Annotated in this window: 20 protein-coding genes; 15 read left to right on the top strand and 5 right to left on the bottom strand. The window is 58.9% G+C overall.

The window, feature by feature from the left end:
- Positions 1-92: 92 nt before the first annotated feature.
- Genes L2D14_17610 through L2D14_17600 form a run of 3 tightly spaced genes read left to right on the top strand, consistent with a single transcriptional unit; the run spans position 93 to position 2,723 of the window.
- Positions 93-410 carry a metalloregulator ArsR/SmtB family transcription factor gene (locus tag L2D14_17610; GenBank protein WNJ99667.1) on the top strand — a complete coding sequence of 106 codons (318 nt, stop codon included), beginning with the start codon at positions 93-95 and terminating at the stop codon, positions 408-410.
- On the top strand, positions 407-1,510 hold the full coding sequence (locus tag L2D14_17605; protein WNJ99666.1) for a permease: 1,104 nt from the start codon (positions 407-409) through the stop codon (positions 1,508-1,510). Before L2D14_17610 ends, L2D14_17605 begins: the two co-directional genes overlap by 4 nt.
- Positions 1,511-1,529: 19 nt before the next feature.
- The gene (locus tag L2D14_17600; GenBank protein WNJ99665.1) at positions 1,530-2,723 is read left to right on the top strand and encodes an MFS transporter; all 1,194 of its coding nucleotides are present in this window, start codon (positions 1,530-1,532) and stop codon (positions 2,721-2,723) included.
- Here the strand turns inward: L2D14_17600 and L2D14_17595 are convergent.
- On the bottom strand, positions 2,720-3,658 hold the full coding sequence (locus L2D14_17595) for a tyrosine recombinase XerC (GenBank protein WNJ99664.1): 939 nt from the start codon (positions 3,656-3,658) through the stop codon (positions 2,720-2,722). The two genes, L2D14_17600 and L2D14_17595, sit on opposite strands and share 4 nt — an antisense overlap.
- A complete protein-coding gene (locus L2D14_17590; protein ID WNJ99663.1) occupies positions 3,655-4,380 on the bottom strand; it encodes a DUF484 family protein in 726 nt (241 codons plus the stop codon). Before L2D14_17590 ends, L2D14_17595 begins: the two co-directional genes overlap by 4 nt.
- Before the next feature lie 73 nt (positions 4,381-4,453).
- Here L2D14_17590 and L2D14_17585 point away from each other — a divergent pair, with 73 nt between their 5' ends.
- The 8 genes from L2D14_17585 to L2D14_17550 all read left to right on the top strand — a co-directional run bounded on the left by L2D14_17585 (position 4,454) and on the right by L2D14_17550 (position 13,001).
- The gene (locus L2D14_17585) at positions 4,454-6,676 is read left to right on the top strand and encodes a primosomal protein N' (GenBank protein ID WNJ99662.1); all 2,223 of its coding nucleotides are present in this window, start codon (positions 4,454-4,456) and stop codon (positions 6,674-6,676) included.
- Positions 6,677-6,952: 276 nt separating this feature from the next.
- Positions 6,953-7,513 (top strand): F0F1 ATP synthase subunit delta, encoded by a 561-nt coding sequence (locus L2D14_17580; protein WNJ99661.1) that lies wholly within the window; start codon positions 6,953-6,955, stop codon positions 7,511-7,513.
- Positions 7,513-9,045, top strand: a complete 1,533-nt coding sequence (gene atpA / locus L2D14_17575; protein ID WNJ99660.1) for a F0F1 ATP synthase subunit alpha — start codon at positions 7,513-7,515, stop codon at positions 9,043-9,045. Before L2D14_17580 ends, atpA begins: the two co-directional genes overlap by 1 nt.
- Positions 9,046-9,075: 30 nt before the next feature.
- Entirely contained in the window at positions 9,076-9,972 is an 897-nt protein-coding gene (locus tag L2D14_17570) for a F0F1 ATP synthase subunit gamma (protein ID WNJ99659.1), read from the top strand.
- A gap of 34 nt (positions 9,973-10,006) precedes the next feature.
- On the top strand, positions 10,007-11,428 hold the full coding sequence (gene atpD, locus L2D14_17565) for a F0F1 ATP synthase subunit beta (GenBank protein ID WNJ99658.1): 1,422 nt from the start codon (positions 10,007-10,009) through the stop codon (positions 11,426-11,428).
- A 21-nt stretch (positions 11,429-11,449) separates the two neighbouring features.
- Complete coding sequence (locus tag L2D14_17560; protein ID WNJ99657.1) at positions 11,450-11,866, top strand: F0F1 ATP synthase subunit epsilon; 417 nt, start codon at positions 11,450-11,452, stop codon at positions 11,864-11,866.
- A 72-nt stretch (positions 11,867-11,938) separates the two neighbouring features.
- Positions 11,939-12,478, top strand: a complete 540-nt coding sequence (locus L2D14_17555) for a GNAT family N-acetyltransferase (GenBank protein WNJ99656.1) — start codon at positions 11,939-11,941, stop codon at positions 12,476-12,478.
- Position 12,479: 1 nt separating this feature from the next.
- Complete coding sequence (locus L2D14_17550; protein ID WNJ99655.1) at positions 12,480-13,001, top strand: GNAT family N-acetyltransferase; 522 nt, start codon at positions 12,480-12,482, stop codon at positions 12,999-13,001.
- A 12-nt stretch (positions 13,002-13,013) separates the two neighbouring features.
- Here L2D14_17550 and L2D14_17545 read toward each other — a convergent pair whose 3' ends face one another.
- The gene (locus L2D14_17545) at positions 13,014-13,391 is read right to left on the bottom strand and encodes an RNA-binding S4 domain-containing protein (GenBank protein ID WNJ99654.1); all 378 of its coding nucleotides are present in this window, start codon (positions 13,389-13,391) and stop codon (positions 13,014-13,016) included.
- A 2-nt stretch (positions 13,392-13,393) separates the two neighbouring features.
- The gene (locus L2D14_17540; protein ID WNJ99653.1) at positions 13,394-15,943 is read right to left on the bottom strand and encodes a helicase-related protein; all 2,550 of its coding nucleotides are present in this window, start codon (positions 15,941-15,943) and stop codon (positions 13,394-13,396) included.
- Positions 15,944-16,069: 126 nt separating this feature from the next.
- Here L2D14_17540 and L2D14_17535 point away from each other — a divergent pair, with 126 nt between their 5' ends.
- Both L2D14_17535 and htpG read left to right on the top strand, forming a co-directional pair.
- Positions 16,070-16,456 (top strand): response regulator, encoded by a 387-nt coding sequence (locus tag L2D14_17535; GenBank protein ID WNJ99652.1) that lies wholly within the window; start codon positions 16,070-16,072, stop codon positions 16,454-16,456.
- A 134-nt stretch (positions 16,457-16,590) separates the two neighbouring features.
- Positions 16,591-18,489 (top strand): molecular chaperone HtpG, encoded by a 1,899-nt coding sequence (htpG, locus tag L2D14_17530; GenBank protein WNJ99651.1) that lies wholly within the window; start codon positions 16,591-16,593, stop codon positions 18,487-18,489.
- 37 nt (positions 18,490-18,526) lie between these two features.
- On the opposite strand, the gene L2D14_17525 is transcribed toward htpG, so the two are convergent.
- Complete coding sequence (locus L2D14_17525) at positions 18,527-19,729, bottom strand: pyridoxal phosphate-dependent aminotransferase (protein ID WNJ99650.1); 1,203 nt, start codon at positions 19,727-19,729, stop codon at positions 18,527-18,529.
- A 168-nt stretch (positions 19,730-19,897) separates the two neighbouring features.
- Here L2D14_17525 and L2D14_17520 point away from each other — a divergent pair, with 168 nt between their 5' ends.
- The gene (locus tag L2D14_17520; GenBank protein ID WNJ99649.1) at positions 19,898-20,488 is read left to right on the top strand and encodes a class GN sortase; all 591 of its coding nucleotides are present in this window, start codon (positions 19,898-19,900) and stop codon (positions 20,486-20,488) included.
- Between the two features lie 33 nt (positions 20,489-20,521).
- Entirely contained in the window at positions 20,522-22,636 is a 2,115-nt protein-coding gene (gene uvrB / locus L2D14_17515; GenBank protein WNJ99648.1) for an excinuclease ABC subunit UvrB, read from the top strand.
- Positions 22,637-22,676 lie beyond the last annotated feature (40 nt).

The raw sequence follows: 22,676 nt of genomic DNA, 5'->3' as shown, positions 1-22,676 counted from the left end.
GTAACGGGGGTGAGTCCTGTTTATGTAAATTATATTTCGATAATTCTAGAAATATAGTTGTTTTTGCGTTTGGCTGGTGCTACAAGACAGACATGAAAGAAACAACCGCCGCTGACTGTTTTGCCGCCCTTGGGCACGAAACGCGCCTTGCGATCTTTCGCGCCTTGGTGCGTGCCGGTGATGCGGGCGCGCCGGTGGGTGCGTTGCAGGAGACGCTCGGTGTGCCGGGTTCGACCCTGACGCACCACATCCAAACCCTGACCCGCGCCGGGTTGGTGCAGCAGCAACGTGATGGCCGTGTTCTGACGACGAAGGCCGATTACGGGCAGATGCGGGAACTGGTTGATTTTCTGACGGATAACTGTTGCCAGGGTCTTGGCGGCGCTTTGGCTAAGGACGACGCAGCATGAACGAGAGCAGCGCAATCAACATCGAAGAAAACAAACCCGCCGCATCGTGCTGCGGTCCCGCCAAGGCGAAAGCCGATGCGTCACCGTTCGAGCGTGCGCGGACGGCGATCAAGAACAACATGGCGTGGACGGTCGCCGGTTTGGCGTTCGTCGCCCTCACGTTTTTGGATACGGCACAGGTGCCCGCGACGCTTAAGTTCGTGATGTCGGCCCTGATTGAGATCGCCCCGTTCCTGGCGCTCGCTATCGGGCTTGCGGCCTATGCCAAGGCGAGCGGTGCGGATGGGTTGATCGCGCACGTCTTTTCCGGAAACCTCGGGGTGATGATTGTTTTTGCCGCACTCTTTGGCGGTCTGTCGCCGTTCTGTTCGTGCGGTGTTATCCCGCTGATCGCGGCGCTGCTGTCGATGGGCGTGCCGTTGCCGGCCGTGATGGCATTCTGGCTCGCATCGCCGGTCATGGATCCGTCGATGTTCGTTCTGACCGCCGCGACACTGGGGACACCCTTCGCGATTGCCAAAACGGCGGCTGCGGTCGGTATCGGCCTGATCGGCGGGTATGTGACCTGGGGTCTGCAAAGCAACGGTTGGCTGGCGAATCCGTTACGCGACGGTGTTGGTAACGGCGGTTGTGGTGCGTCCAGCGTGCGCTCGCCTAAGGAAGTGGTGTGGAAGTTCTGGTCGGAACCGGCCCGGTCAAAAACGTTCGGCAAAGAAAGCCTCGCGACAAGCCTGTTTCTCGGTAAATGGCTGACCATCGCATTCTTTATTGAAAGCCTTATGCTGGCATATGTTCCGGGCGAATCCATTGCAAGCGTGCTCGGTACGGGAAGTGTCTGGGCTATTCCAAGTGCGGTTCTGGTCGGCATTCCGGCGTACCTGAACGGCTATGCCGCACTGCCGCTGGTTGACGGATTGCTCGGTATGGGCGTCAGCCCGGGTGCCGGGATGGCATTTCTCGTGTCGGGCGGTATCACCAGCATCCCTGCGGCCATCGCCGTGTTTGCGCTGGTCAAACGTCCGGTTTTTGTCCTCTATATTGCCTTGGCACTGTGCGGCGGTACGTTGGCGGGTGTCGGATATCAGTTTCTCGTCGTCTAATCCCTGAACGGAGATCGCGATGACCGCGCGGCGCGCCATCATTTTCCTGGCGATCGGCGAAACCATCTATTGGGCCGGTTTATATTATATCTTTGCGGCGCTGCTGGTGCAGTGGGAAGCGGCCGAAGCCTGGCCGAAGACGTCGATCACGGCAGCTTTTACCGGCGCTATCCTGATGGCCGCCGTGTTCGCACCGATTGCCGGACGGCTTGTCGATCAAGGACGCGGCCCGCATGTTCTGACATTTGCTGCGCTGACAGCCGCGATGCTGGTTGCGTTGTTGCCGTTCACCAATTCGGTCTGGGTCTTCGGATTGATATGGCTCGGCGTCGGGGCGTGTCTGGGCGGTTGCCTTTACGAGACCTGCTTCTCGTTGATTACCCGAACCAGGGGTGACAGGGCGCGCCGTGATATTACCCTCGTCACGTTGGTCGCCGGGCTTGCCGGCACACTGTCCTTTCCGCTCAGCAATTCGATTGCCGATGCTTTCGGCTGGCACGCCGCAGCATGGACATTGGCGGGACTTGTGGTCTTTGTGGGTGTGCCTTTGGTTTGGACGGCGGCGCGCTTCCTGGAAAATGAATATCAAAAAGAACATGCCGTACTGACGGCAAATGACGACGGGGTCGAGAAACCCGTTTTCAGCATCCGTAACGTCCTCAGGAAACCGGCATTCTGGCTGCTGGCTATCGGTTTTGCCATTCTGGGCGGGAACCACGGGGTAATCATCAATCACATTCTGCCGATCCTGACCGATCGCGGGCTTTCCGCGGACGCCGCCGTGATCACGGCGTCCATGATCGGGCCGATGCAGGTTGCGGGCCGGCTCGCCATGATGGCGGCGGAACGGCGTGTCTCAAGCCACGGCATTACAACGGCGTGCTTCGTCGGTGTCGCCTGTGCCGGCACCGCGCTTTATTTCTCGCAGGCTTTTCCGGCGCTGGTTGTTGCCTTCGTGATCCTGCAAGGCAGCGGCCATGGGGTGACCAGCATCATGCGCCCGGTGATCACCAGGGAAATTCTCGGATCTCGGAACTTCGGTGCGATCAGCGGGGCCATGGCGGTGCCATATCTGCTGTCCTGGGCGATGGCGCCGGTCGCCGGGTCCCTGCTTTGGGAAGCCGGCGGTTACGATCTGGCGATCCTGGTGGTGATCGGTCTGGCCTGCAGCGGGCTTGTTTTATACCGCTCGGCGCTCCGCTTCGCGTCCTAGGTCCGGCGACGCGCCCTGGGGTGGGCCGCTGCGTGCACTTCCAATAGCCGCTCACCGTCGACTTCCGTATAGCGCTGCGTTGTCGACAGCGAAGCATGCCCCAGCAGTTCCTGAATGGTGCGCAAGTCGCCGCCGCCCGACAGCAAGTGCGTTGCAAAGCTATGCCTGAGCGCATGCGGTGTCGCTGTTTCCGTCAGGCCAAGAAGAGCCCGCACCCCGCGCATTGTGCGTTGCGCCAATGCCGGGTTTAACCGTTTGCCGCGTGCGCCGACGAACAACGGTCCGTCCTCGCCGACATCATGGGGGCAGATGGCAAGATAAGCTTCGATCTCGCGCGAGACACTTTTCAGCATCGGGACAACGCGCTGTTTATTGCCCTTGCCGGTGATGACGATCCGTTCCAGTCCGGCGACGTCGCGCCGGTTCAGCGAGATCGCCTCGCCGATCCGTAGTCCGCACCCGTAAAGCAGCGCGAACAAGGCGCGGTCACGTTTACCGTACCATGGTTCGCGGGCAATATCCTCGGCGGCGTCCAGGGTTTCAAAAGCATCTTCGACGCTCATCGGTTTCGGTACCGATTTCGGCAATCTTGGCGCCTCGGCATTGGTGATGGCTGTATTCGTGCAGATGCCGCGTTTGTCGAGAAACGAAAACAGGCTTTTCATTGCGCTTAAGGCGCGTGCCATGGAAACCGGGGTCAACCCGTCCGCCTGGCGTTCGGCCTGAAAAGCCCAAAGCTCGCTGCGGCCCATTTCCCGCAGATCGTCGATGCCGGGGGCATAGCCGAAATGACGATCAAGGAATCGCATGAAAATCGTGATGTCGTGGCTGTAGCTTTCGACCGTGCGTTCGGACAGCCGGCGTTCATGACGCAGCCACGAAACCCAGTCCTCAAGCACCGTCGCTACGGCGGGTTGGACCGGCAGTCCGATCAAGGTTTATCGCCGGAAAGCCGCATCACAGATGCTTCAATGATGCGCGCCAGGAAGGAAAACAGTTCGGTCCCCTGACCGGGGGCAAATGTGTTGTCGCGTGCGCCCAGCGCGATTAGTCCGTTCGGCATGGCGACGGACGGCTTGATCCGTGCAATGGCGGCTGATTTCACAAGGCCGGCTGCGTTGCCGAAGACGACGCCGTCGTCCCAGAACTCGCGATACAACTGGACGTCCTGATCGGCGCCAACGATGGCGTCGACCGTGCCCGGCGGCAGAGTGCGTAGATGTTCACTGAGAACCGTTACATTGGCGTGTGTAGATGGCTCGAAGCCGACGGCGGCGACATCGACGTCGAGCAGTATGGGCAAGTCGTCGGAAACAATGCGGTAAAGCTGATCCAGGGTGCTTGCGTGAAGCAGGGCCAGGATGGAGGCATGGGTTCGTGTCTGGATCGACATGTTGGATCGGCTGGTTTCGATCACATCCTGTGCGCATGTCCTGAGTTCGTCGATTTCGCTTTCGCGGCGCTGCAGTTGATAGCGCTGAAAATCGACCACGCCACCGGCGACAAACCTGTCCGGCAGTTCGACGCAATCCAGAACATCCGGATGCTCAATAAAGAAAGTCGGATTGTGCATCAGATATAAAGCGACATCGTCGGGGCTTATTGCCGCAACGCCGCTTTCGTCAGAATCCAGGACGTCGGTGATCTTTACACTCATAGCCTTCTCCCAGTGAAAGCCGTTAACACGCGAATCGTTTCATTATAGCTGCTTTCGCCTTAATACATAAGGAATGCACGATGAACGTTTCATAGAAGTTAATGACGGCATTATTGAGCCGGCTGAATTCGCAGGCGGGGCCAGGGTTGCAGTCCTGCTGCCACTGCCTTTGGCCGGACCATATGACTATCTGGTGAGCAAAGACGAAGTCTATCGGGTCGGGGACATCGTTGACGTGCCACTGGCATCAAGACGGGCGACCGGCGTCATTTGGGGGGCGGGGACCGGTGATGTCGATCCGGCCAAGCTACGTGAAGTCATCGCCAGGCGCGATGTGGCCCCGTTGCCGCCGGCATTGGTTCAACTCGTCGATTGGGTTTCCAGATACACACTCTATCCGCAAGGCGCGGTGCTCAGAATGGCCTTAAGCGTCCCCGATGCATTTGACCCGCCAAAGCCCGCGACGGTGTATGCCCTGGCGGCACACGTACCTGAATACCGCACGACCAAGGCGCGCGAGCGGGTGATCGCGTTTCTGAAAGAAAGCCCGCCGCTCGCCGTCGGCGATATTGCGCGCGAAGCGGGCTGCGGCGCTTCCGTCATCAAGGGGCTTGCTGATGCGGGTGTACTGGCGACCCTCAAGGTCAGCCCGGACAGTGACTGGCCGACCCCGCAACCCGCGCGCCGGGGGGTTGATCTCAGCGAAAAGCAGACGTCGGCGGCGCAGACACTCTGCGATGGCGTCGGCGACGGGTTTGGCGTCACACTGATCGACGGTGTCCCGGGGTCGGGCAAGACGGAAGTCTATTTCGAAGCCGTGGCCAAGGCGCTGACGCAGGGCAGGCAGGTCCTTGTGATGCTGCCCGAAATCGCATTGGGGGCGCAGTGGCTGGCCCGTTTCGAGGCCCGCTTCGGCACCGCGCCTGCGATGTGGCATTCGGAACTGACCATGGCGAAACGCCGCGATACCTGGCGCGCCGTTGCCGAGGGGCATATCCGCGTTGTCGTTGGCGCACGCTCGGCACTGTTTCTGCCATTTCATGAACTGGGTCTGATCGTCGTCGACGAGGAACATGACGCATCGTTCAAGCAGGAAGAGGGCGTCGTCTATCATGCCCGTGACATGGCCGTGGTCCGTGCGCAGTTGGAAAATATTCCGATTGTGCTGGTATCGGCGACGCCGTCGCTCGAAAGCGTCACCAACGTCAAGCGCGGACGGTATTCGGAAGTGACCCTGCCCGCCCGGCATGGCGGCGCCGAACTCGCCGGCGTTTCGGTGATCGATATGCGCAAGGACGGCCCGGCACGCGGCCGCTGGTTGTCGCCGATGCTGGCCGAGGCGCTGGCGGAGACTTTCGAGGCAGGCGATCAGGCGATGCTGTTTTTGAACCGGCGCGGCTATGCACCTCTGACGCTGTGCCGGACCTGCGGGCATCGGCTGCAATGCCCGCGGTGCACGGCATGGCTGGTCGAGCACCGCCTGGTCGGCCGGTTGCAATGTCATCATTGCGGATTCCAGACCAAGCCCCCGGAAACCTGCCCCAACTGCGAGGACAAGGAATCGCTGGTGCCTTGCGGGCCGGGCGTCGAGAGACTAGCCGAAGAAATTCAACTGTTGTTTCCCGAGGTGCGGACCGTGATCGCCGCCAGCGATATGGTGCACGGACCCAAACAGGCGGCTGAACTGGTGCGCCTGATAGAAGAGAAGGATATAGATCTGGTGATCGGCACACAGATCGTTGCCAAAGGATATCACTTTCCGGGGCTGACGCTGGTCGGCGTTGTCGATGCCGATCTTGGTCTTTCCGGCGGCGAGTTCCGGGCTGCTGAAAAAACCTTTCAACTGCTTTATCAGGTTGCCGGGCGGGCCGGGCGCGGCGAACGGCCAGGCCGGGTGTTTCTGCAGACCTATATGCCGGACCATGCGGTCATGAAAGCGATGGCCTGTGGCGATCGAGATGCCTTCATCGATGCCGAAAGTGCCGCGCGTGAAGCGGCGCACATGCCGCCGTTTGGCCGGTTGGTGGCGCTTATCGTTTCCGGCCGCGACGAAGCCGATGTCGATCAGTCGGCGGCGAATCTCGCCAGAGCCGCACCACGGGGAGAGGGGGTTCGGGTTCTGGGCCCCGCGCCGGCACCTCTGGCCTTGTTGCGCGGACGTCATCGGCGGCGCCTTTTGCTGTCTGCGCCCAAAGGGGCCAATCCGCAGGCTTTGGTCCGTGACTGGGTGCATAGGGCGCCTATTGCAAGGAAAGTACGTGTCCAGATTGACGTCGATCCGGTATCATTCTTCTAGGGGCATTTCCGGGTTTTTTAGTCCCCCCGGCATTTTTTCCGGACCGGCTGTGGAATTTAGATAATAAGCAATTGAAAACAATAGTGGTTTTGCACTGCAAAAAACCGTATTTAGCCGGGTTGCGCAGCCTTAATCAGTATGATACCTGTTCCCCGCTTTCGCAGGGTTGCCTTGCGGAACCGGGGATTGTCGTGGGATTGGCGTACGCCGGGTCTACGGCGCGTCAGAAGCACTAAACAACAGGCCAAACAAGGCCTAACGAGAGGGATTTCCCAGGTGGCATCGGATAGTTCGGGCGCGACCGGGTTGTCAGGTCGGTATGCGACGGCGCTCTTTGAGTTGGCCGAATACGACAAGCAACTCGATGAAGTCGCTAATGATCTTCAGCAATTGCGTGCGATGATCGACGATAGTGACGATCTTGCCCGTCTTATCAAATCGCCGGTTATTTCTCGTGACAATCAGATCCAGGCCATGGACGCGATATGCGAACAGGCCGGCTTCTCGACATTAACGAAGAATTTTGTCGGCGTGGTGGCGGAAAACCGCCGTTTGTTCGCGCTTGCCGGCATGATCAAGGCGTATCAGACATTGCTGGCCGAAAGCCGGGGTGAAGTGAATGCCGAGGTGGTTTCCGCCAAGGCTTTGACCGAAGCTCAGCTTACCGGCATCGAAGACGCGCTTAAGAAAGCGATCGGCTCCAAAGTACAGGTTGATCAACGTGTCGACGAGACACTGCTTGGCGGTCTTGTTGTCCGGGTCGGATCGCGAATGGTCGATAATTCATTAAAAACCAAACTGCAGAAAATGCGCCTCGCCATGAAAGGGATTGGCTGATGCAAATCAAAGCCGCAGAGATTTCCAATATCCTCAAGAAGCAGATCAAGGACTTCGGGAACGAAGCCGAAGTCGCCGAAGTCGGTCAGGTTCTGACCGTCGGTGATGGCATCGCCCGCGTTTATGGTCTCGACAAAGTGCAGGCCGGCGAGCTCGTCGAGTTCCCTGGCGGCATCAAGGGGATGGCCCTGAACCTCGAAACCGACAACGTCGGTATCGTTATTTTCGGCGATGACCGTACGATCAAGGAAGGCGATACCGTCAAACGGACCGGCGACATCGTCGACGTGCCGGTTGGCAAAGGCCTGTTGGGCCGTGTTGTCGACGCACTCGGCAACCCGATCGACGGCAAGGGTGAAATCGACTCCACCGAGCGCGCACTGGTCGAAGTCAAGGCGCCGGGCATCATCCCGCGTAAGTCGGTGCACGAACCGATGCAGACGGGCCTCAAAGCCATCGATTCGCTGATCCCGGTCGGTCGTGGTCAGCGCGAGTTGATCATCGGGGACCGCCAGACCGGTAAAACCGCCGTCATTATCGACACCATTCTGAACCAAAAGTCGATCAACGACGCGACGGATGATGATTCCAAGAAACTTTTCTGCATCTATGTGGCCGTTGGTCAGAAGCGCTCGACCGTTGCTCAGCTGGTCAAGACGCTGTCCGACTTCGGTGCTCTCGAATACTCGGTTGTCGTTGCCGCGACAGCATCCGATCCGGCCCCGTTGCAGTTCCTGGCGCCGTATGCCGGTTGCGCCATGGGTGAGTACTTCCGCGACAACGGCATGCACGCGGTTATCTTCTATGACGATCTGTCGAAACAGGCGGTTGCCTATCGTCAGATGTCGCTTTTGCTTCGCCGTCCGCCGGGTCGTGAAGCTTATCCGGGCGACGTCTTCTATCTTCACTCGCGCCTTCTCGAGCGCGCGGCTAAGATGGGCGATGCGGCCGGTGCCGGTTCTCTGACGGCGCTGCCTGTGATTGAAACCCAGGCCGGTGACGTGTCGGCATACATTCCGACCAACGTTATCTCGATTACCGATGGTCAGATCTTCCTGGAAACGGACTTGTTCTTCAAAGGCATCCGCCCGGCGGTGAACGTCGGTCTGTCGGTGTCACGTGTTGGTTCTGCAGCACAGATCAAGGCGATGAAGCAGGTTGCCGGCTCGATCAAGCTTGAACTGGCACAGTACCGTGAAATGGAAGCCTTCGCGCAGTTCGCCTCCGATCTGGATGCATCGACGCAGAAGCTTCTGGCGCGTGGCTCGCGTCTGACCGAACTTCTCAAGCAGCGCCAGTACCAGCCGCTGCCGGTTGAAGAGCAGGTTGTTGCGATCTTCGCCGGTGTGGAAGGCTATCTCGATGGTATCAATCTGAACCAGGTGACCGATTTCGAACAGCGCTGGCTCGACGAAATCCGTGACAAGGGTAAGGATATCCTGAAAGCGATCCGTGAAGAAGGCGCGCTTTCCGATGATACCAAGGACAAACTGAGCAAGATGCTCGACGAGTTCACGAAGAACTTCTCGTAAGCTGACGAATAAGGACCGGGTAGACGCCACATGGCTAATCTGAAGGACCTGAAAGGCCGGATCTCGAGCGTTAAGAAGACGCAGAAGATCACGAGCGCGATGAAGATGGTTGCGGCTGCCAAGCTGCGCCGTGCCCAGGAAGGTGCCGAACAGGCGCGTCCCTATGCCGAGCGCATGCATCGCATTCTTACTTCCATCGCAAAAAGCGTCGGTGATACCGAAGGCGCGCCGAAATTACTGGCGGGCACCGGTGGCAACCGTCAGCTCTATGTGGTTTGCGCATCCGACCGCGGGCTGTGCGGCGGTTTCAACGGTACAATCGTCCGTGAAACGCGTCGGCGTCTGCGCGAATGTGCTCGGAACGGTACTGAATTCAAGATCATCACAATCGGCCGCAAGAGCCGCGACCTTCTGCGTCGTGAGTTCGACGATAAGATCATCGCGAGCTTCACCGATATCGGCCGTCGCGGTGTTGAATTCGACGAAGCTGTTGAAGTTGCCGAAAAAATCACGGAGCTGTTCGACGCGGATGAATTCGACGTCTGCACCGTCATCTTCAACAAATTCAAGTCGGCGATCAGTCAGATCGTTACGCCGCAGCAACTGATCCCGTTCGCCATGGAAGACAATGGCGACGAGGGTGAGGAAGAAAAGCAGGCTGGTGGCGCACGTGCCGTCTATATCTTCGAGCCTGAAGAAGAGGAAATCCTCGCAGACCTGCTGCCGCGGAATATTGCGACGCAGATCTTCCAGGCGCTTCTTGAGAGCTCGGCATCCGAACACGGCGCACGAATGACCGCTATGGACAATGCAACGCGAAATGCGGGCGATATGATCGATAACCTGACGATGACCTATAACCGGACCCGTCAGGCTGTGATTACCAAGGAACTTATTGAAATCATCTCGGGCGCGGAAGCGCTCTGATAACCCAGAGGCCGTAAGGCAACGGAGCTAAACGATGGCAAACAACGTCGGTAAAATTACCCAAGTCATGGGCGCGGTTGTGGACGTGCAGTTCGAAGGCGAACTGCCGGCGATCCTGAACGCGCTTCACGTCCAGAACCAGGATAAGCTGCTGGTTCTGGAAGTGGCTCAGCACCTTGGTGAGAGCATGGTTCGTACCATTGCAATGGACTCGACCGAAGGTCTGCAGCGCGGCCTTGAAGCGACCGACACCGGTGAAGCGATCTCGGTACCGGTCGGACCGGAATGCCTCGGCCGTATCATCAACGTCATCGGCGAGCCGATCGACGAACGCGGTGAAGTCAAAACGAAAAAGCGGGCTCCGATCCACGCTCAAGCCCCGGCGTTTGTCGACCAGTCGACGGAAACCGAAATTCTGACCACGGGCATCAAGGTCGTCGACCTGATCGCACCTTACGCTAAGGGCGGTAAGATCGGCCTGTTCGGTGGTGCCGGTGTCGGCAAGACGGTTCTGATCATGGAATTGATCAACAACGTCGCCAAAGGCCACGGTGGTTACTCCGTGTTTGCCGGCGTTGGCGAACGTACCCGCGAAGGGAACGACCTTTATCACGAAATGATCGAATCCGGCGTTATCGACCTCGAAGGTGACGGCTCCAAGGCCGCGCTGGTTTACGGTCAGATGAACGAACCGCCCGGTGCCCGTGCCCGTGTCGCGCTGACCGGTCTTACCCAGGCCGAATATTTCCGCGATGAAGAAGGCCAGGACGTGCTGTTCTTCGTCGATAACATCTTCCGCTTTACCCAGGCTGGTTCCGAGGTTTCGGCGCTTCTCGGCCGCATCCCGTCGGCTGTGGGTTATCAGCCTACGCTGGCGACCGACATGGGGAACATGCAGGAACGGATCACGTCGACCAACAAGGGTTCGATCACGTCCGTGCAGGCCATTTACGTGCCGGCCGATGATTTGACCGATCCGGCCCCGGCGACGTCCTTTGCGCACCTTGATGCGACCACGGTTCTTAGCCGTCAGATTGCCGAGCTTGGCATCTATCCGGCGGTTGATCCCTTGGATAGTAACTCGCGTATCCTTGACCCGCGGGTCATCGGTGACGAGCACTATGGTGTTGCGACCAGGGTTCAGCAAACGCTGCAGTCCTACAAGAACCTGCAGGACATCATCGCCATTCTGGGTATGGATGAACTTTCGGAAGACGACAAACTGACCGTTGCACGGGCGCGCAAGATTCAGCGCTTCATGTCGCAGCCGTTCCACGTTGCCGAAGTGTTCACCGGTACGCCGGGTGTTCTGGTATCGCTCGAAGACACCATCAAAGGCTTTAAGGGTATCGTCGAAGGGGATTACGACCATCTGCCGGAATCGGCTTTCTACATGGTCGGCACCATCGAAGAAGCCGTCGAAAAAGCCAAAAAGATGGCTGCCGAAGCCGCTTAATCGTTTCCGAAGGAGCGACAAATGGCCGAAATGGTCGAATTTGAACTTGTCTCACCGTCACGGCTCCTTAAATCGGAGCCGGTGGAGATGGTTGTCGTGCCGGGCGCCGAAGGCGACGTCGGTATCCTGCCGAACCACTCACCTTTGATCTGCTCGGTCCGTCCGGGTGTCATCAAGGTGTTTGAGGGCGGCAAGGTAACCGAGGAAATCTTCGTTGCTGGTGGTTTCTGCGAGGTTTCGCCGGAACGTTGCACCGTGCTTGCGGAAGAGGCGGTTCTCGTTAACGATCTCAATCGGCAGGATGCTGAAGAGCGACTCCGACAAGCCAAGGAAAAAGTAGCCTCGGCCACGGAACATGAGATTGAGGAAGCGCGAAAGCACCTTAATCTTGCCGAGGAAATGATGGCGGCCATCGAATACGTGGAACGGGGCCGCTAAGGCCTTCGGCGAACTGGTTTCATTAGAAACGCGGCGCTTGTAGGCGCCGCGTTTTTTGTTTTGAGAATGATGATGGTCGAAATCCGCACGCAACGCCTTGAACTAAAACCATATGTCGCCACGGATGCGCCAATGATGGCAGCATTACACAGCGATCCAGTGGTCATGGATTTCATGAAGGGTTCGAAACCCTTGAATGCGTCAGAAGCGGCGGAAACCTTCCAGCGGTATCTGCAGGGGTGGCAAAATGACGGGCATAGCCTTTTTGCAGTCCGGCAGAAGTCGGCGGGCGCGTTTGTCGGCGAATGTGGTTTCTGGCATCGGCCCGACAAGCCCGGTGTATCCATGCGGTTTCTGTTGCATCAGTCATACTGGGGCCAAGGGTTCGGTACGGAAATGAACGAAGCCGTGACAGCCTGGCTGTTTACGGAAACGGACGTGAAGTCTTTCTGGGCGGTGACGCAGTCCAGAAACAAGGGGGCTGTGGCGATCCTGCGACGATTAGGCGGGTACGTAAGCGAAACAGCGCATATGGGCATAGAAGGCCTGCTGCGCTTCGACGTAACCCGACCAGCCTGGGAACAATCCCGGGCGCTAGTGCAGGACGATTGAAATGACGAACTTAATGACGGAGCGGTTGACGCTTCGGCCCTATAGCGAAGCGGACTTTGAGGCATTTGCGAAAATGCACGGCGATCCTTTGTTGAAGGCCAATACCCATGCCAAGGCCATGAACCGGTTGCAGGCGCGGGATCTTTTCGATGGTTATATGGCGACTTTTGCCAAGGATGGATTCGGCATGCTGAACGTCCGTCTGACGGATGGCGATCAGGACGTCGGTGAATGCGGTCTATGGTTCCGCGAGGATGCGGGGGGATATACGCTCCGCTATACCATTCGTAAAACGCACTGGAACCTCGGCTACAGCATCGAGGCCGTCCGTGCTGTGCTCGATGATGCATTCAACACGCAGGGGCTGGACAAGGTTCAGGCCATCGCCATGAACCATAATATACGCTCCGTGAAAGTTCTTGAACGCGCGGGTTTCCTGCAGACGGAAGGCAGTTTCCGCGATGTCGCGGGGTTTCTCAGGTTTGAGATGACGAAGGTGCGCTGGCTGCATCAGGCCGCCTGATCACGTCACTGCCTAGGTTCCCCTGAGCCGGTCGATATCACGCCGTTCTCGTTTTGTCGGCCGGCCGGCCCCGCTATCGCGCTTGGCGACCGGGGCCGGTCTGTCCGGGTCGTCCTTTTTGGGCGGTGGCGGCGACATGTCGTTATAGAGTGCTTGCGCGGCACTTGCGGGACCGCGCTTGTCCGCCAGGGCAACGATCTCGACGACCCGGACAAAGCCACGCACGAACGTCAGCACGTCCCCCGGCTTGACGCTGTAATTGGCTTTTTCGACCCGCTGTGAATTGACCCGGACATTGCCGCCGGTGACGAAGTTCTGCGCCAGGGTCCGCGTCTTGAAAAAACGGGCATGCCATAGCCATTTGTCGATGCGGATGGTTCCTCCGGACAATGTCAGCTCCCGAAAGAAAGGTCTTTAAGCTTGGCGAACGGCGAGTGCGGATCGGCCACAGGCAATGGCTTGTCTGTTTTCGGTTTGCGCTTCTGTGTCTTGCGGCCGCTTTCACGGGCGCGTATGGGGCGATAGAGGTCCGCCGGGGAGCCGTCTTCGGCCTTGCGTTGTGTGCGTTTGAAGCCGATTGCCTGCATCACGGACGGGAACTGTTCAAGATTGGCCCCGATCAGCGAGATCAATTCCGGTGTCGGAGCGAATGCGCCGGATTTCGCCAGCAACCAGGCCTTCGAGGTCAATCGTTCGGCCATATCGATGCGGACGGCAAGCGGTCCCAGCGGCCGGTAACCACAGGCTTCCAGGAAATCGCGATTGTCGCGCCGCTGGAGCGGCACAGACGCGCGTCCCGGCTGAGGGATCGGCGGAATATGGCGGTATCCGTTCGACAACGCCCAGAGCAGGGCGCGCCAGCGGATGGCATTGGGTTTCAAAAGTGCCGGGATATACGCCATGTCCCGGCCGATACGGACGCCGAGTTCGCGCAACACCTTACGGTCGGCCCGGCCCAGGGCGTCGATCTGTTCAGCCGCATCGCTGCGCCTGAGTGAGCCCAACCCCTCCATCAACTGGAAACCCAGGCCACGGGCCGCCCCCTTAAGCAGATCGGACTGCATGGCGAAGAGGGGGGCAAATACCTGTGCGATTTCGCCGTCCAGCCAATCCTGTAGGCGGCGCTCAATGGCCGAGCGGTCCGATGCTTCCAGCACGTCATCGGCGATGACCACCAGTTCCGGGCGAAGATCGGATTTGCCTTTCACCAGCCGCGCGATTTCATCACCTTCGCACAGTATCCGCGGCAGATGATTGTCTTCCGGCTCTTCCAGCGAAAAAGCGTCGTTGGCCGCAGCGATAATGGTCGCGGCCTTACGGGTCATTTCGCGGCGGATTGCGCGGTGTGCCGCATTGGCGACAGCGCGCCCGGCATCACCTTCGATCAAGGCGTCGAAATAAAAGCGCAACCCTTGTAGGCGCCCGACAGGTTCGCCTTCGATCAGCACCTCGCCATTGTTCCGCACGGCGGCAACAAGGTCCGGATTGTCTTTCAGTTTGGCGATCAGAACCGAGGTTTTGCGGTCGACAAAGCGATGCGTAAGGCGTTCATGCAGGGCGTCCGAAAGCTTGTCCTCGATGGCACGCGTGCGGGCCTGCCAGTGCTGGGCATCCAGCACCCAGTCATTGCGGAATGAGACATAGGTCCAGGTCCGGATGCCGGCGATGCGCCCGATCAGCGTATCGATATCCCCGTCGGTCCGTTCCAGCCGTTTGACATTGGCGGCGATCCAGTCCGGCGGCAGGCGTTCGGCCCCCGATGTCAGATGCCGGTAGATCGACATGGCGAGGCTGGCGTGGGCATCGCTCATGACGCCGCGGAAATCGGGAATCTGGCAGACGTCCCATAACAGCGCCACGCGTTTGTGGCCTTTGGCCTTGGCGGCAATGTCTTCTTCCTTGCGCAGGCGGTCGAAAATCAGTTCGTCATCGGCGGTTCTGGTCCGTTGCAGGCCTGATTTGTTCGGCCGCTGGTTAAGAGTGTTCTTGAGTGCGGCAAGAGATGATGTATCAAGTTCCGTGTTTCGCCAGTATATATGCTCTAGCGCATCGAAGCGGTGTTCCTCGATCTTTTCGGCGATTTCGTCTGCAAGGATGCCGGCATCCGCCGTCGTGCCGAAGGTGCCGTCATTCATATGGCGCCCGGCACGGCCCGCTGCCTGTGCCAGTTCTGAGGCCGTCAAATGGCGCACCCGCCGGCCATCGAATTTCTTGAGCGCGGCAAAGGCGACGTGATCCACGTCCATATTCAGGCCCATGCCGATGGCGTCCGTGGCGACAAGGTAATCCACCTCGCCGGACTGATACATGCCCACTTGCGCATTGCGGGTGCGTGGGCTGAGTGCGCCCAGCACCACGGCGGCGCCGCCGCGCTGGCGGCGGATCAACTCGGCGATGGCATATACATTCGAGGCGGTAAACGAGACCACGGCTGAGCGTGCCGGCAGACGGTTGATCTTCGCAGGACCGACATGGGTCAGGACGGAAAAGCGGGGCCGGGTGACGATTTCGGCCTCGGGCACAAGATACCTGAGCAGCGGGCGGATGGTTTCCGCGCCCATGAACATGGTTTCTTCGCGCCCGCGTGCGTGCAGCAGTCTGTCGGTGAATATATGCCCCCGGTCGGGGTCAGCGCACATCTGGATTTCATCTATGCCGACAAAGGCGACGTCGTGGTCAAGCGGCATCGATTCGACCGTGCATAAAAACCATTTGGCATTTTTCGGCAGGATTTTCTCCTCGCCGGTGATCAAGGCGACCCGATCCTTGCCTTTTATGGAGATGGCCCGGTCGTAGTTTTCTCGCGCCAGAAGCCGGAGAGGGAAGCCGATGATGCCCGACGCGTGGCCAAGCATCCGCTCCATCGCAAAATGGGTTTTCCCGGTGTTGGTCGGGCCAAGTACGGCACTGATCCACCCCGGTTCATGCAGAGCCGTAGACATGTATCGACACTGGCGCGATGCGGGGCGGATTTCAAGCCCGGATCACCGACAGATGTTTTGTTTAAGGATGATTGCAGCGAACGATGAGAACGTTAAGATACCTGCGCTCAAAGGGGAACGAACGGCATGCGTATTCTTGTCGTCGACGACGACCATTTTTCACTTCTCGCCATGGCCCGGTCGTTGCGCCAGGCAGGGTATGACGTTGTCGAGGCAATGCGCGCCGAGCAGGTGCTGAAAGCTGCCGAGCACGGCGATTTTGCCGTTGTCATCATGGATATTTTCATGCCAGGGATCGGCGGTATTCAGGCCATTCAAAGAATTCGCGAGCAAAATTCGGAGTGCATCATTTTCGCGGTCTCAGCCGGCATGGGGAATATGCCCGGCGAGGACGCCATCCGGGCCGCCGTCAAGATCGGTGCGAACGGCGGCTTTACAAAGCCCCTGGATATCGATGCCTTGATGAAAGCTGTCCGCGAAGTTGGCGATCCAGCGCCGCCCGAGGACGCCTGAAGCCCGGATTTTAGCCTTTTAAGGGGTTGCGAAGCCGAAAAAACCGACACATATCGGGGCAGGTGTCTTGACTGTGTGTCTCGGGGGAGAGGCGGCGTGGCACCGGGTAATTTTAAGACGGGGTGATTAAGAGCATGAGCAAAGAGACCTATTCATTTCAGGCCGAAGTCGGGAAGATTCTCGATATCGTGGCCCATTCCCTTTACAGCCAGAAAGAGGTGTTCCTGCGCGAGCTGATCTCGAACGCATCCGATGCCTGTGACAAGCTGCGCTACCGGGCGCTGACCGAGCCGAACCTGATGTCAGGTGACGGCTTTGAGATTGCGATCCGTATCGACGCCAAAGCCAAGACCCTTACGGTATCGGATAACGGCATCGGCATGAGCAAGGACGACATGATCGACTCGCTCGGCACCATCGCCAAATCCGGCACGCAAGCGTTCATGGAAGGTCTTAAGGAAGCCCAGGCAGGTGGCGATGACGCGAAGATGGCCCTGATCGGTCAGTTCGGCGTCGGCTTTTATTCCTCGTTCATGGTTGCCGACAAGGTCGAGGTTGTCAGCCTCAAGGCCGGCGAAAAAGCAGCCTGGCGGTGGACGTCCGATGGACACGGCGCATTTGAAATAGAAGAAGCCGAACACGAAGGTCACGGCACGGACGTCATCGTGCACATTAAGAAAGATGCCAAGGAATTCCTGGAAGCGGCGCGCGTTGAAAACGTCGTGAAAACCTATTCCGACCATATCGCGCAACCGGTCGTCTTGAAGGCGGCAAAGGACGGCGATGAGGACAAGACGCTGAACAGCGCATCAGCGCTTTGGACCCGCGACAAGAAAGACATCAGCGACGAACAATACAACGAATTTTATCACCACGTCGGCATGGCTTTCGATGAGCCGTGGTTGACGCTGCACAACAAAGCCGAAGGGGTGATCAGCTACACCAATCTTCTGTTTGTCCCGTCGAGCCGTCCGTTCGACCTGTTCCATCCGGAACGAAAGGGGCATTTGAAGCTCTATGTGAACCGGGTCTTCATCACCGATGATTGCGATGCACTGATCCCGGGATACCTGCGCTTCGTCAAAGGCATTGTCGACAGCGAGGACATCGACCTCAACGTCAGCCGGGAAATGCTGCAACACAATCCGGCGGTGGCGAAAATCCGCAAGGCACTGGTTAAACGGATTCTCGGTGAGTTGAAGAAGAAAGCGGACAAGAAGCCCGAAGAGTACGCGGAATTCTGGGACACCTTCGGCATGGTGCTGAAAGAAGGCATCCATGAGGATTTCGAGAACCGCGACCGGTTGCTTGAGCTCGCGCGCTTCAAGTCTTCAGCCCAGGACGGTTGGACGTCGCTCAAGGACTACATCGAGCGCATGAAGGAAGGCCAGGACGCGATCTACTATATTTCCGGCGCCGACGCCGAACAGGCGGCGAAAAGCCCGCAACTCGAAGGCTTCCGTGCCAAGGGTGTCGAAGTGCTGTTCATGACCGATCCGGTTGACGAATTCTGGATGCCCGCCATCGGCCAGTTCGAAGAGAAACCGTTCAAATCGGCGACCCGTGGCGGCGTCGATCTGTCGGCCATTAGCGGGGCCGACGACAAGAACAGGGACGGTGACAAGGATGACACCAAGGACGAGGCGGCAGGCGGGATCGATGCCCTGACGATGGCGTTCAAACTGGCGCTTGGCGATAAGGTCAAGGATGTGCGGACATCGTCACGCCTGACCGACAGCCCAGTCTGCCTGGTTGCCGACGAGGGTGATATGGATATGCATCTGGAAAAGCTTCTTAAGGCGCATAATCAGATCGATGCGGCGTCGCCCAGGGTCCTTGAGATCAATCCCAAGCATGCGCTGATCAAGCACCTGAGCGCGATCGCCGAAAAGGATGCAACGGATAAGATGCTGGAAGATGCAGCTTACCTGCTGCTCGATCAGGCGCGCATCGTCGAAGGTGAGCCGGTCGTCGATCCGCAGGATTTCATTCGCCGTATGACAGCGATGATGCAAAAAGGAATGGCGGCCTGATCGCCGCCATTCTTACGTCCCGCTTTTCTGAAGGGGCTTAGCTGAGCGACGCGCAGAACCGCTGGATGCGCTGACACGCGTCTTCCAGCAATTCCGTGGCCGTGGCATAGGAAATGCGGAAATGCGGGCTCAGCCCGAACGCTTCGCCATGCACGGCGGCGACACCTTCCGCTTCCAGAAGTTCGACCACGAAATCCTCGTCGTTCTCGATAACCTTGCCGCCAGGGGTCTTCTTACCGATCGTGCCGGCGCATGACGGATAGACGTAAAACGCCCCTTCAGGGGTTGCACAACTCAGGCCCGGTGCCTGGTTCAGCATGCTGACGACCAGATCGCGGCGTTCCTTGAAGATCGCATTGTTCTTTTCGATGAAATCGTGCGGCCCGTTCAGGGCGGCAATCGACGCTGCCTGCGATACGGCGGCGGTGTGCGTGATCGACTGGGACTGAACCATGGTCATGGCCTTGATCAGTTCCTTTGGGCCGCCACAGAAGCCGACGCGCCAGCCGGTCATGCAATAGGCTTTCGACATGCCGTTCATGGTCAGGGTGCGGGATTTCAGTTCCGGCGTCACCTGGGCAATGGTCTTGAATTTGAAGTCGTCATAGACAAGGTGCTCATAGATATCGTCGGTCAGAATCCACACGTGTTCATGTTTCTTCAGGACCTCGCCAAGGGCTTTCAGGTCCTGTTCCGTATAGCCGCTGCCGGTCGGGTTCGACGGCGAGTTTAAAATCAACCAACGGGTCTTCGGCGTGATCGCCGCTTCCAGCTGTGCCGCCGTCAGTTTGAAGTTGGCCTCTTTCGGGCAATCGACAACGACCGGCACGCCATCGAAAAGGACGGCGATGTCCGGGTAGCTGACCCAGTAAGGGGCAGGGACGATAACCTCGTCGCCGGGGTTCAGCGACGCCATCATGGCGTTGAAGATGACCGGCTTGCCGCCACAGCTGACGTGAATTTCGTCGCGGGTATATTCCAGATCGTTGTCGCGCTTGAATTTGGCGATAATCGCGTCCAGCAGTTCCGGCACACCGTTGACGTTGGTGTAGCGGGTCATGCCCTCATCCAGCGCCTTCTTGGCGGCGTCGATAACGTGTTGCGGCGTATCGAAGTCGGGCTCCCCCGCGCTCAAGGAAATGATATCGCGCCCGGCGGCAGCAAGATCGCGGGCTTTCTGCGTGATGGCGATGGTGGGGGACGGCTTGATGACGTTCAGGCGATCGGCAACGATGGACATCGGGAAACTCCGCTGAATGAATTGGCAGGTTTGTTTGAAACCGGCGGAACTTTACGCCCAGCCTTTGCTTTCGGCAAGGTTTGCCCCGATATCATCTCAATTTCAGCCAAATTTCGCCAAATCCGTCCTGTCTGATGATCCGCATGCCTGAAACCGGAAGGAAGCGGCATGGCCTTGTGCGTCACATCGACCCGCCTGCAGGAGATCGCCGGCATCGTTCTGATTGCTGCGGGTCTGGTTTTCGCAGGCTACGGCTATTACCTGCCGGCCAAGGCGGCGCTGGCGCGGCTTTTAGTGGCGCGGGCCTGGGAAGCCGCCCCCGGGGATGGCCCTGCACCGCGCCCCTGGCCGTGGGCGGACACCCGACCGGTGGCGCGGATCGGTATGCCGAAGCGTGATGTGTCGGTGCTCGTTCTGGCGGGCGGTCACGGTCCCGCCTTGCCGTACGGTGCGGCACTTGTCGACGGCACCGCCACGCCGGGCGGGCCGGGCCATAGTGTCATTGCCGCCAGCCGCGAGCGGCAATTCGCCTTTCTGCGTCATATCCGTATCGGCGACCCGATCGAAGTCGAGCGCCCGGGGGGCGTGAAGGTTGCCTATGTGGTGGTTGAAAAGAAAATCCTCGATGTGCGTAAACAGAAGATCGAGATCGAACCCGCGGCCGATTTTCTTACCCTTGTGACCTGTTATCCGTTTTCTGACTGGAACCCGAAGGGCCCGTTTCGGTACGTCGTCACGGCGGTGGCCGATCCCGCCTAGCACGGGGCGGCAAGGTCGCCTATATAAGAGTGCATGGATACGCGCCCGATTTTCATCCCGGAAGCCCGCCCGGCCTTTTCCGAGGCCGCAGACTTCAAGCTGACCTCGCCGTTCGAGCCCAACGGCGACCAGCCGCAGGCCATCGACGCGCTGACGGCAGGCCTCGAGGAGGGGGAGCGCGAGCAGGTGCTGCTCGGCGTTACCGGATCGGGCAAGACGTTTACCATTGCGCACTGTTTGCAGAACCTGAAACGCCCGGCGCTGGTGCTGGCACCGAACAAGACCCTGGCGGCACAGCTCTATTCGGAAATGAAGGACTTTTTCCCGGACAACGCCGTCGAATATTTCGTCAGCTATTACGATTATTATCAGCCCGAGGCCTATGTGCCGCGGACCGACACCTATATCGAAAAAGACGCCTCGGTGAACGAACAGATCGACCGCATGCGCCATTCGGCAACGCGCGCCCTGCTGGAACGCCCTGACACCATCATCGTTGCCTCGGTGTCGTGCATCTATGGTATCGGCGCGGTCGAGACCTATTCCGAAATGACGGTGAAACTCCGACCCGGCAGCACGGTTGAGCAACGCGAGCTGATGAAAAAGCTGGTGACACTGCAATACCAGCGCAACGACCAGAACTTCTATCGCGGCTCGTTCCGGGTCCGGGGCGACGTGATCGAGCTGTTCCCGAGCCATATGGAAGATCGTGCCTGGCGGCTGTCGTTCTTTGGTGACGAGCTGGAAGGGATCTGGGAAATTGATCCGCTGACCGGTGAAAAGACGGCATCTCTGGCGGAAATCACCGTCTACCCGAACAGCCACTACGTGACGCCGCGCCCGACGCTGATGCAGGCGATCCCGCAGATACAGGCGGAATTGAAGGAAACGCTCGCACGGCTCCGTGCTGAGAACAAACTGTTGGAAGCTCAGCGCCTTGAAGAACGCACGACGTTTGATATCGAAATGCTGGAAACCACCGGGCATTGCGCCGGGATCGAGAACTATTCGCGCTATCTGACCGGGCGTAACCCGGGCGACCCGCCGCCGACGCTGTTCGAATACCTGCCCGAAAATGCGATCCTCGTGGTCGATGAAAGCCATGTCACGGTGCCGCAGATCGGCGGCATGTACCGGGGCGACTTCAACCGGAAATCGACGCTGGCGGAATTCGGCTTTCGCCTGCCGTCGTGTATCGACAACCGGCCTTTGAAGTTCGAGGAATGGGACGCCATGCGCCCGCAGTCGATCTTTGTGTCGGCAACGCCCGGCCCGTGGGAGATGGAGCGTACCGGCGGCGTCTTCGTCGAACAGGTCGTGCGTCCGACCGGCCTGATCGATCCTGAATGCTTTATCCGCCCCGTCGAAACACAGGTCGATGACCTTTTGGGCGAATGCCGCGAGGTTGCCGCCAAGGGCATGCGGGTGCTGGTCACGACCCTGACCAAGCGCATGGCCGAAGACCTGACGGAATACCTGCACGAACACGGCATCCGCGTGCGCTACATGCATTCCGATATCGACACCCTGGAGCGGATTGAAATCATCCGCGATCTACGCCTCGGCGCGTTCGATGTCCTGATCGGCATCAACCTTTTGCGTGAAGGGCTGGATATTCCCGAATGCGCGCTGGTGGCGATCCTGGATGCCGACAAGGAGGGCTTTCTGCGTTCCAAGACTTCGCTGGTGCAGACCATCGGCCGGGCTGCCCGCAACGTCGACGGCCGCGTCATTCTGTATGCCGACAAGATGACGGACAGTCTTGAGTACGCCATCAGTGAGACCAACCGGCGGCGCGAAAAGCAGGAAGCCTACAACAAGGAACACGGTATCACGCCGCAGAGCGTGAAGAAGAACATCTCCAACGCCATCGAAAGCGTCTATGAAAAGGATTACGTGACCGTCGATACCGGGGTTTCCGGCGAGGTCCAGCATGTCGGCCACAATATCCAGAAAGTCATCGCCGACATGAACGACCGGATGCAGGCCGCCGCCGCCAATCTGGAATTCGAGGAAGCGGCGCGGCTCAGGGATGAAATCCGCCGCCTCGAAGCGCACGAACTGGGCCTCGACCGGCCGGGGATTTCGAACAAGGCGCGCGCCAGCTGGCAGCCGGAAGGCAAGAAGAAAAAGCGGCGGGGGCGTTAAATCACAGGTGACTTGGGGATGGCAGGGTCGGCCAAGCTGC

The organism is Thalassospiraceae bacterium LMO-JJ14, from assembly GCA_021555105.2.
Taxonomy (GTDB): Bacteria; Pseudomonadota; Alphaproteobacteria; order Rhodospirillales; family Casp-alpha2; genus UBA4479.
Note: the sequence above shows the minus strand (reverse complement) of the source record. Positions and strands in the feature narration are given on the sequence as shown.

Excerpts from the sequence above, each read along its gene's own strand:
- L2D14_17610 (WNJ99667.1), top strand. The coding sequence starts at position 93 with ATGAAAGAAACAACCGCCGCTGACTGTTTTGCCGCCCTTGGGCACGAA.
- L2D14_17605 (WNJ99666.1), top strand. The coding sequence starts at position 407 with ATGAACGAGAGCAGCGCAATCAACATCGAAGAAAACAAACCCGCCGCA.
- L2D14_17600 (WNJ99665.1), top strand. The coding sequence starts at position 1,530 with ATGACCGCGCGGCGCGCCATCATTTTCCTGGCGATCGGCGAAACCATC.
- L2D14_17590 (WNJ99663.1), bottom strand. The coding sequence starts at position 4,380 with ATGAGTGTAAAGATCACCGACGTCCTGGATTCTGACGAAAGCGGCGTT.
- L2D14_17585 (WNJ99662.1), top strand. The coding sequence starts at position 4,454 with ATGCACGATGAACGTTTCATAGAAGTTAATGACGGCATTATTGAGCCG.
- atpA (WNJ99660.1), top strand. The coding sequence starts at position 7,513 with ATGCAAATCAAAGCCGCAGAGATTTCCAATATCCTCAAGAAGCAGATC.
- L2D14_17570 (WNJ99659.1), top strand. The coding sequence starts at position 9,076 with ATGGCTAATCTGAAGGACCTGAAAGGCCGGATCTCGAGCGTTAAGAAG.
- atpD (WNJ99658.1), top strand. The coding sequence starts at position 10,007 with ATGGCAAACAACGTCGGTAAAATTACCCAAGTCATGGGCGCGGTTGTG.
- L2D14_17560 (WNJ99657.1), top strand. The coding sequence starts at position 11,450 with ATGGCCGAAATGGTCGAATTTGAACTTGTCTCACCGTCACGGCTCCTT.
- L2D14_17555 (WNJ99656.1), top strand. The coding sequence starts at position 11,939 with ATGGTCGAAATCCGCACGCAACGCCTTGAACTAAAACCATATGTCGCC.
- L2D14_17550 (WNJ99655.1), top strand. The coding sequence starts at position 12,480 with ATGACGAACTTAATGACGGAGCGGTTGACGCTTCGGCCCTATAGCGAA.
- L2D14_17540 (WNJ99653.1), bottom strand. The coding sequence starts at position 15,943 with ATGTCTACGGCTCTGCATGAACCGGGGTGGATCAGTGCCGTACTTGGC.
- L2D14_17535 (WNJ99652.1), top strand. The coding sequence starts at position 16,070 with ATGCGTATTCTTGTCGTCGACGACGACCATTTTTCACTTCTCGCCATG.
- htpG (WNJ99651.1), top strand. The coding sequence starts at position 16,591 with ATGAGCAAAGAGACCTATTCATTTCAGGCCGAAGTCGGGAAGATTCTC.
- L2D14_17525 (WNJ99650.1), bottom strand. The coding sequence starts at position 19,729 with ATGTCCATCGTTGCCGATCGCCTGAACGTCATCAAGCCGTCCCCCACC.
- L2D14_17520 (WNJ99649.1), top strand. The coding sequence starts at position 19,898 with ATGGCCTTGTGCGTCACATCGACCCGCCTGCAGGAGATCGCCGGCATC.
- uvrB (WNJ99648.1), top strand. The coding sequence starts at position 20,522 with ATGGATACGCGCCCGATTTTCATCCCGGAAGCCCGCCCGGCCTTTTCC.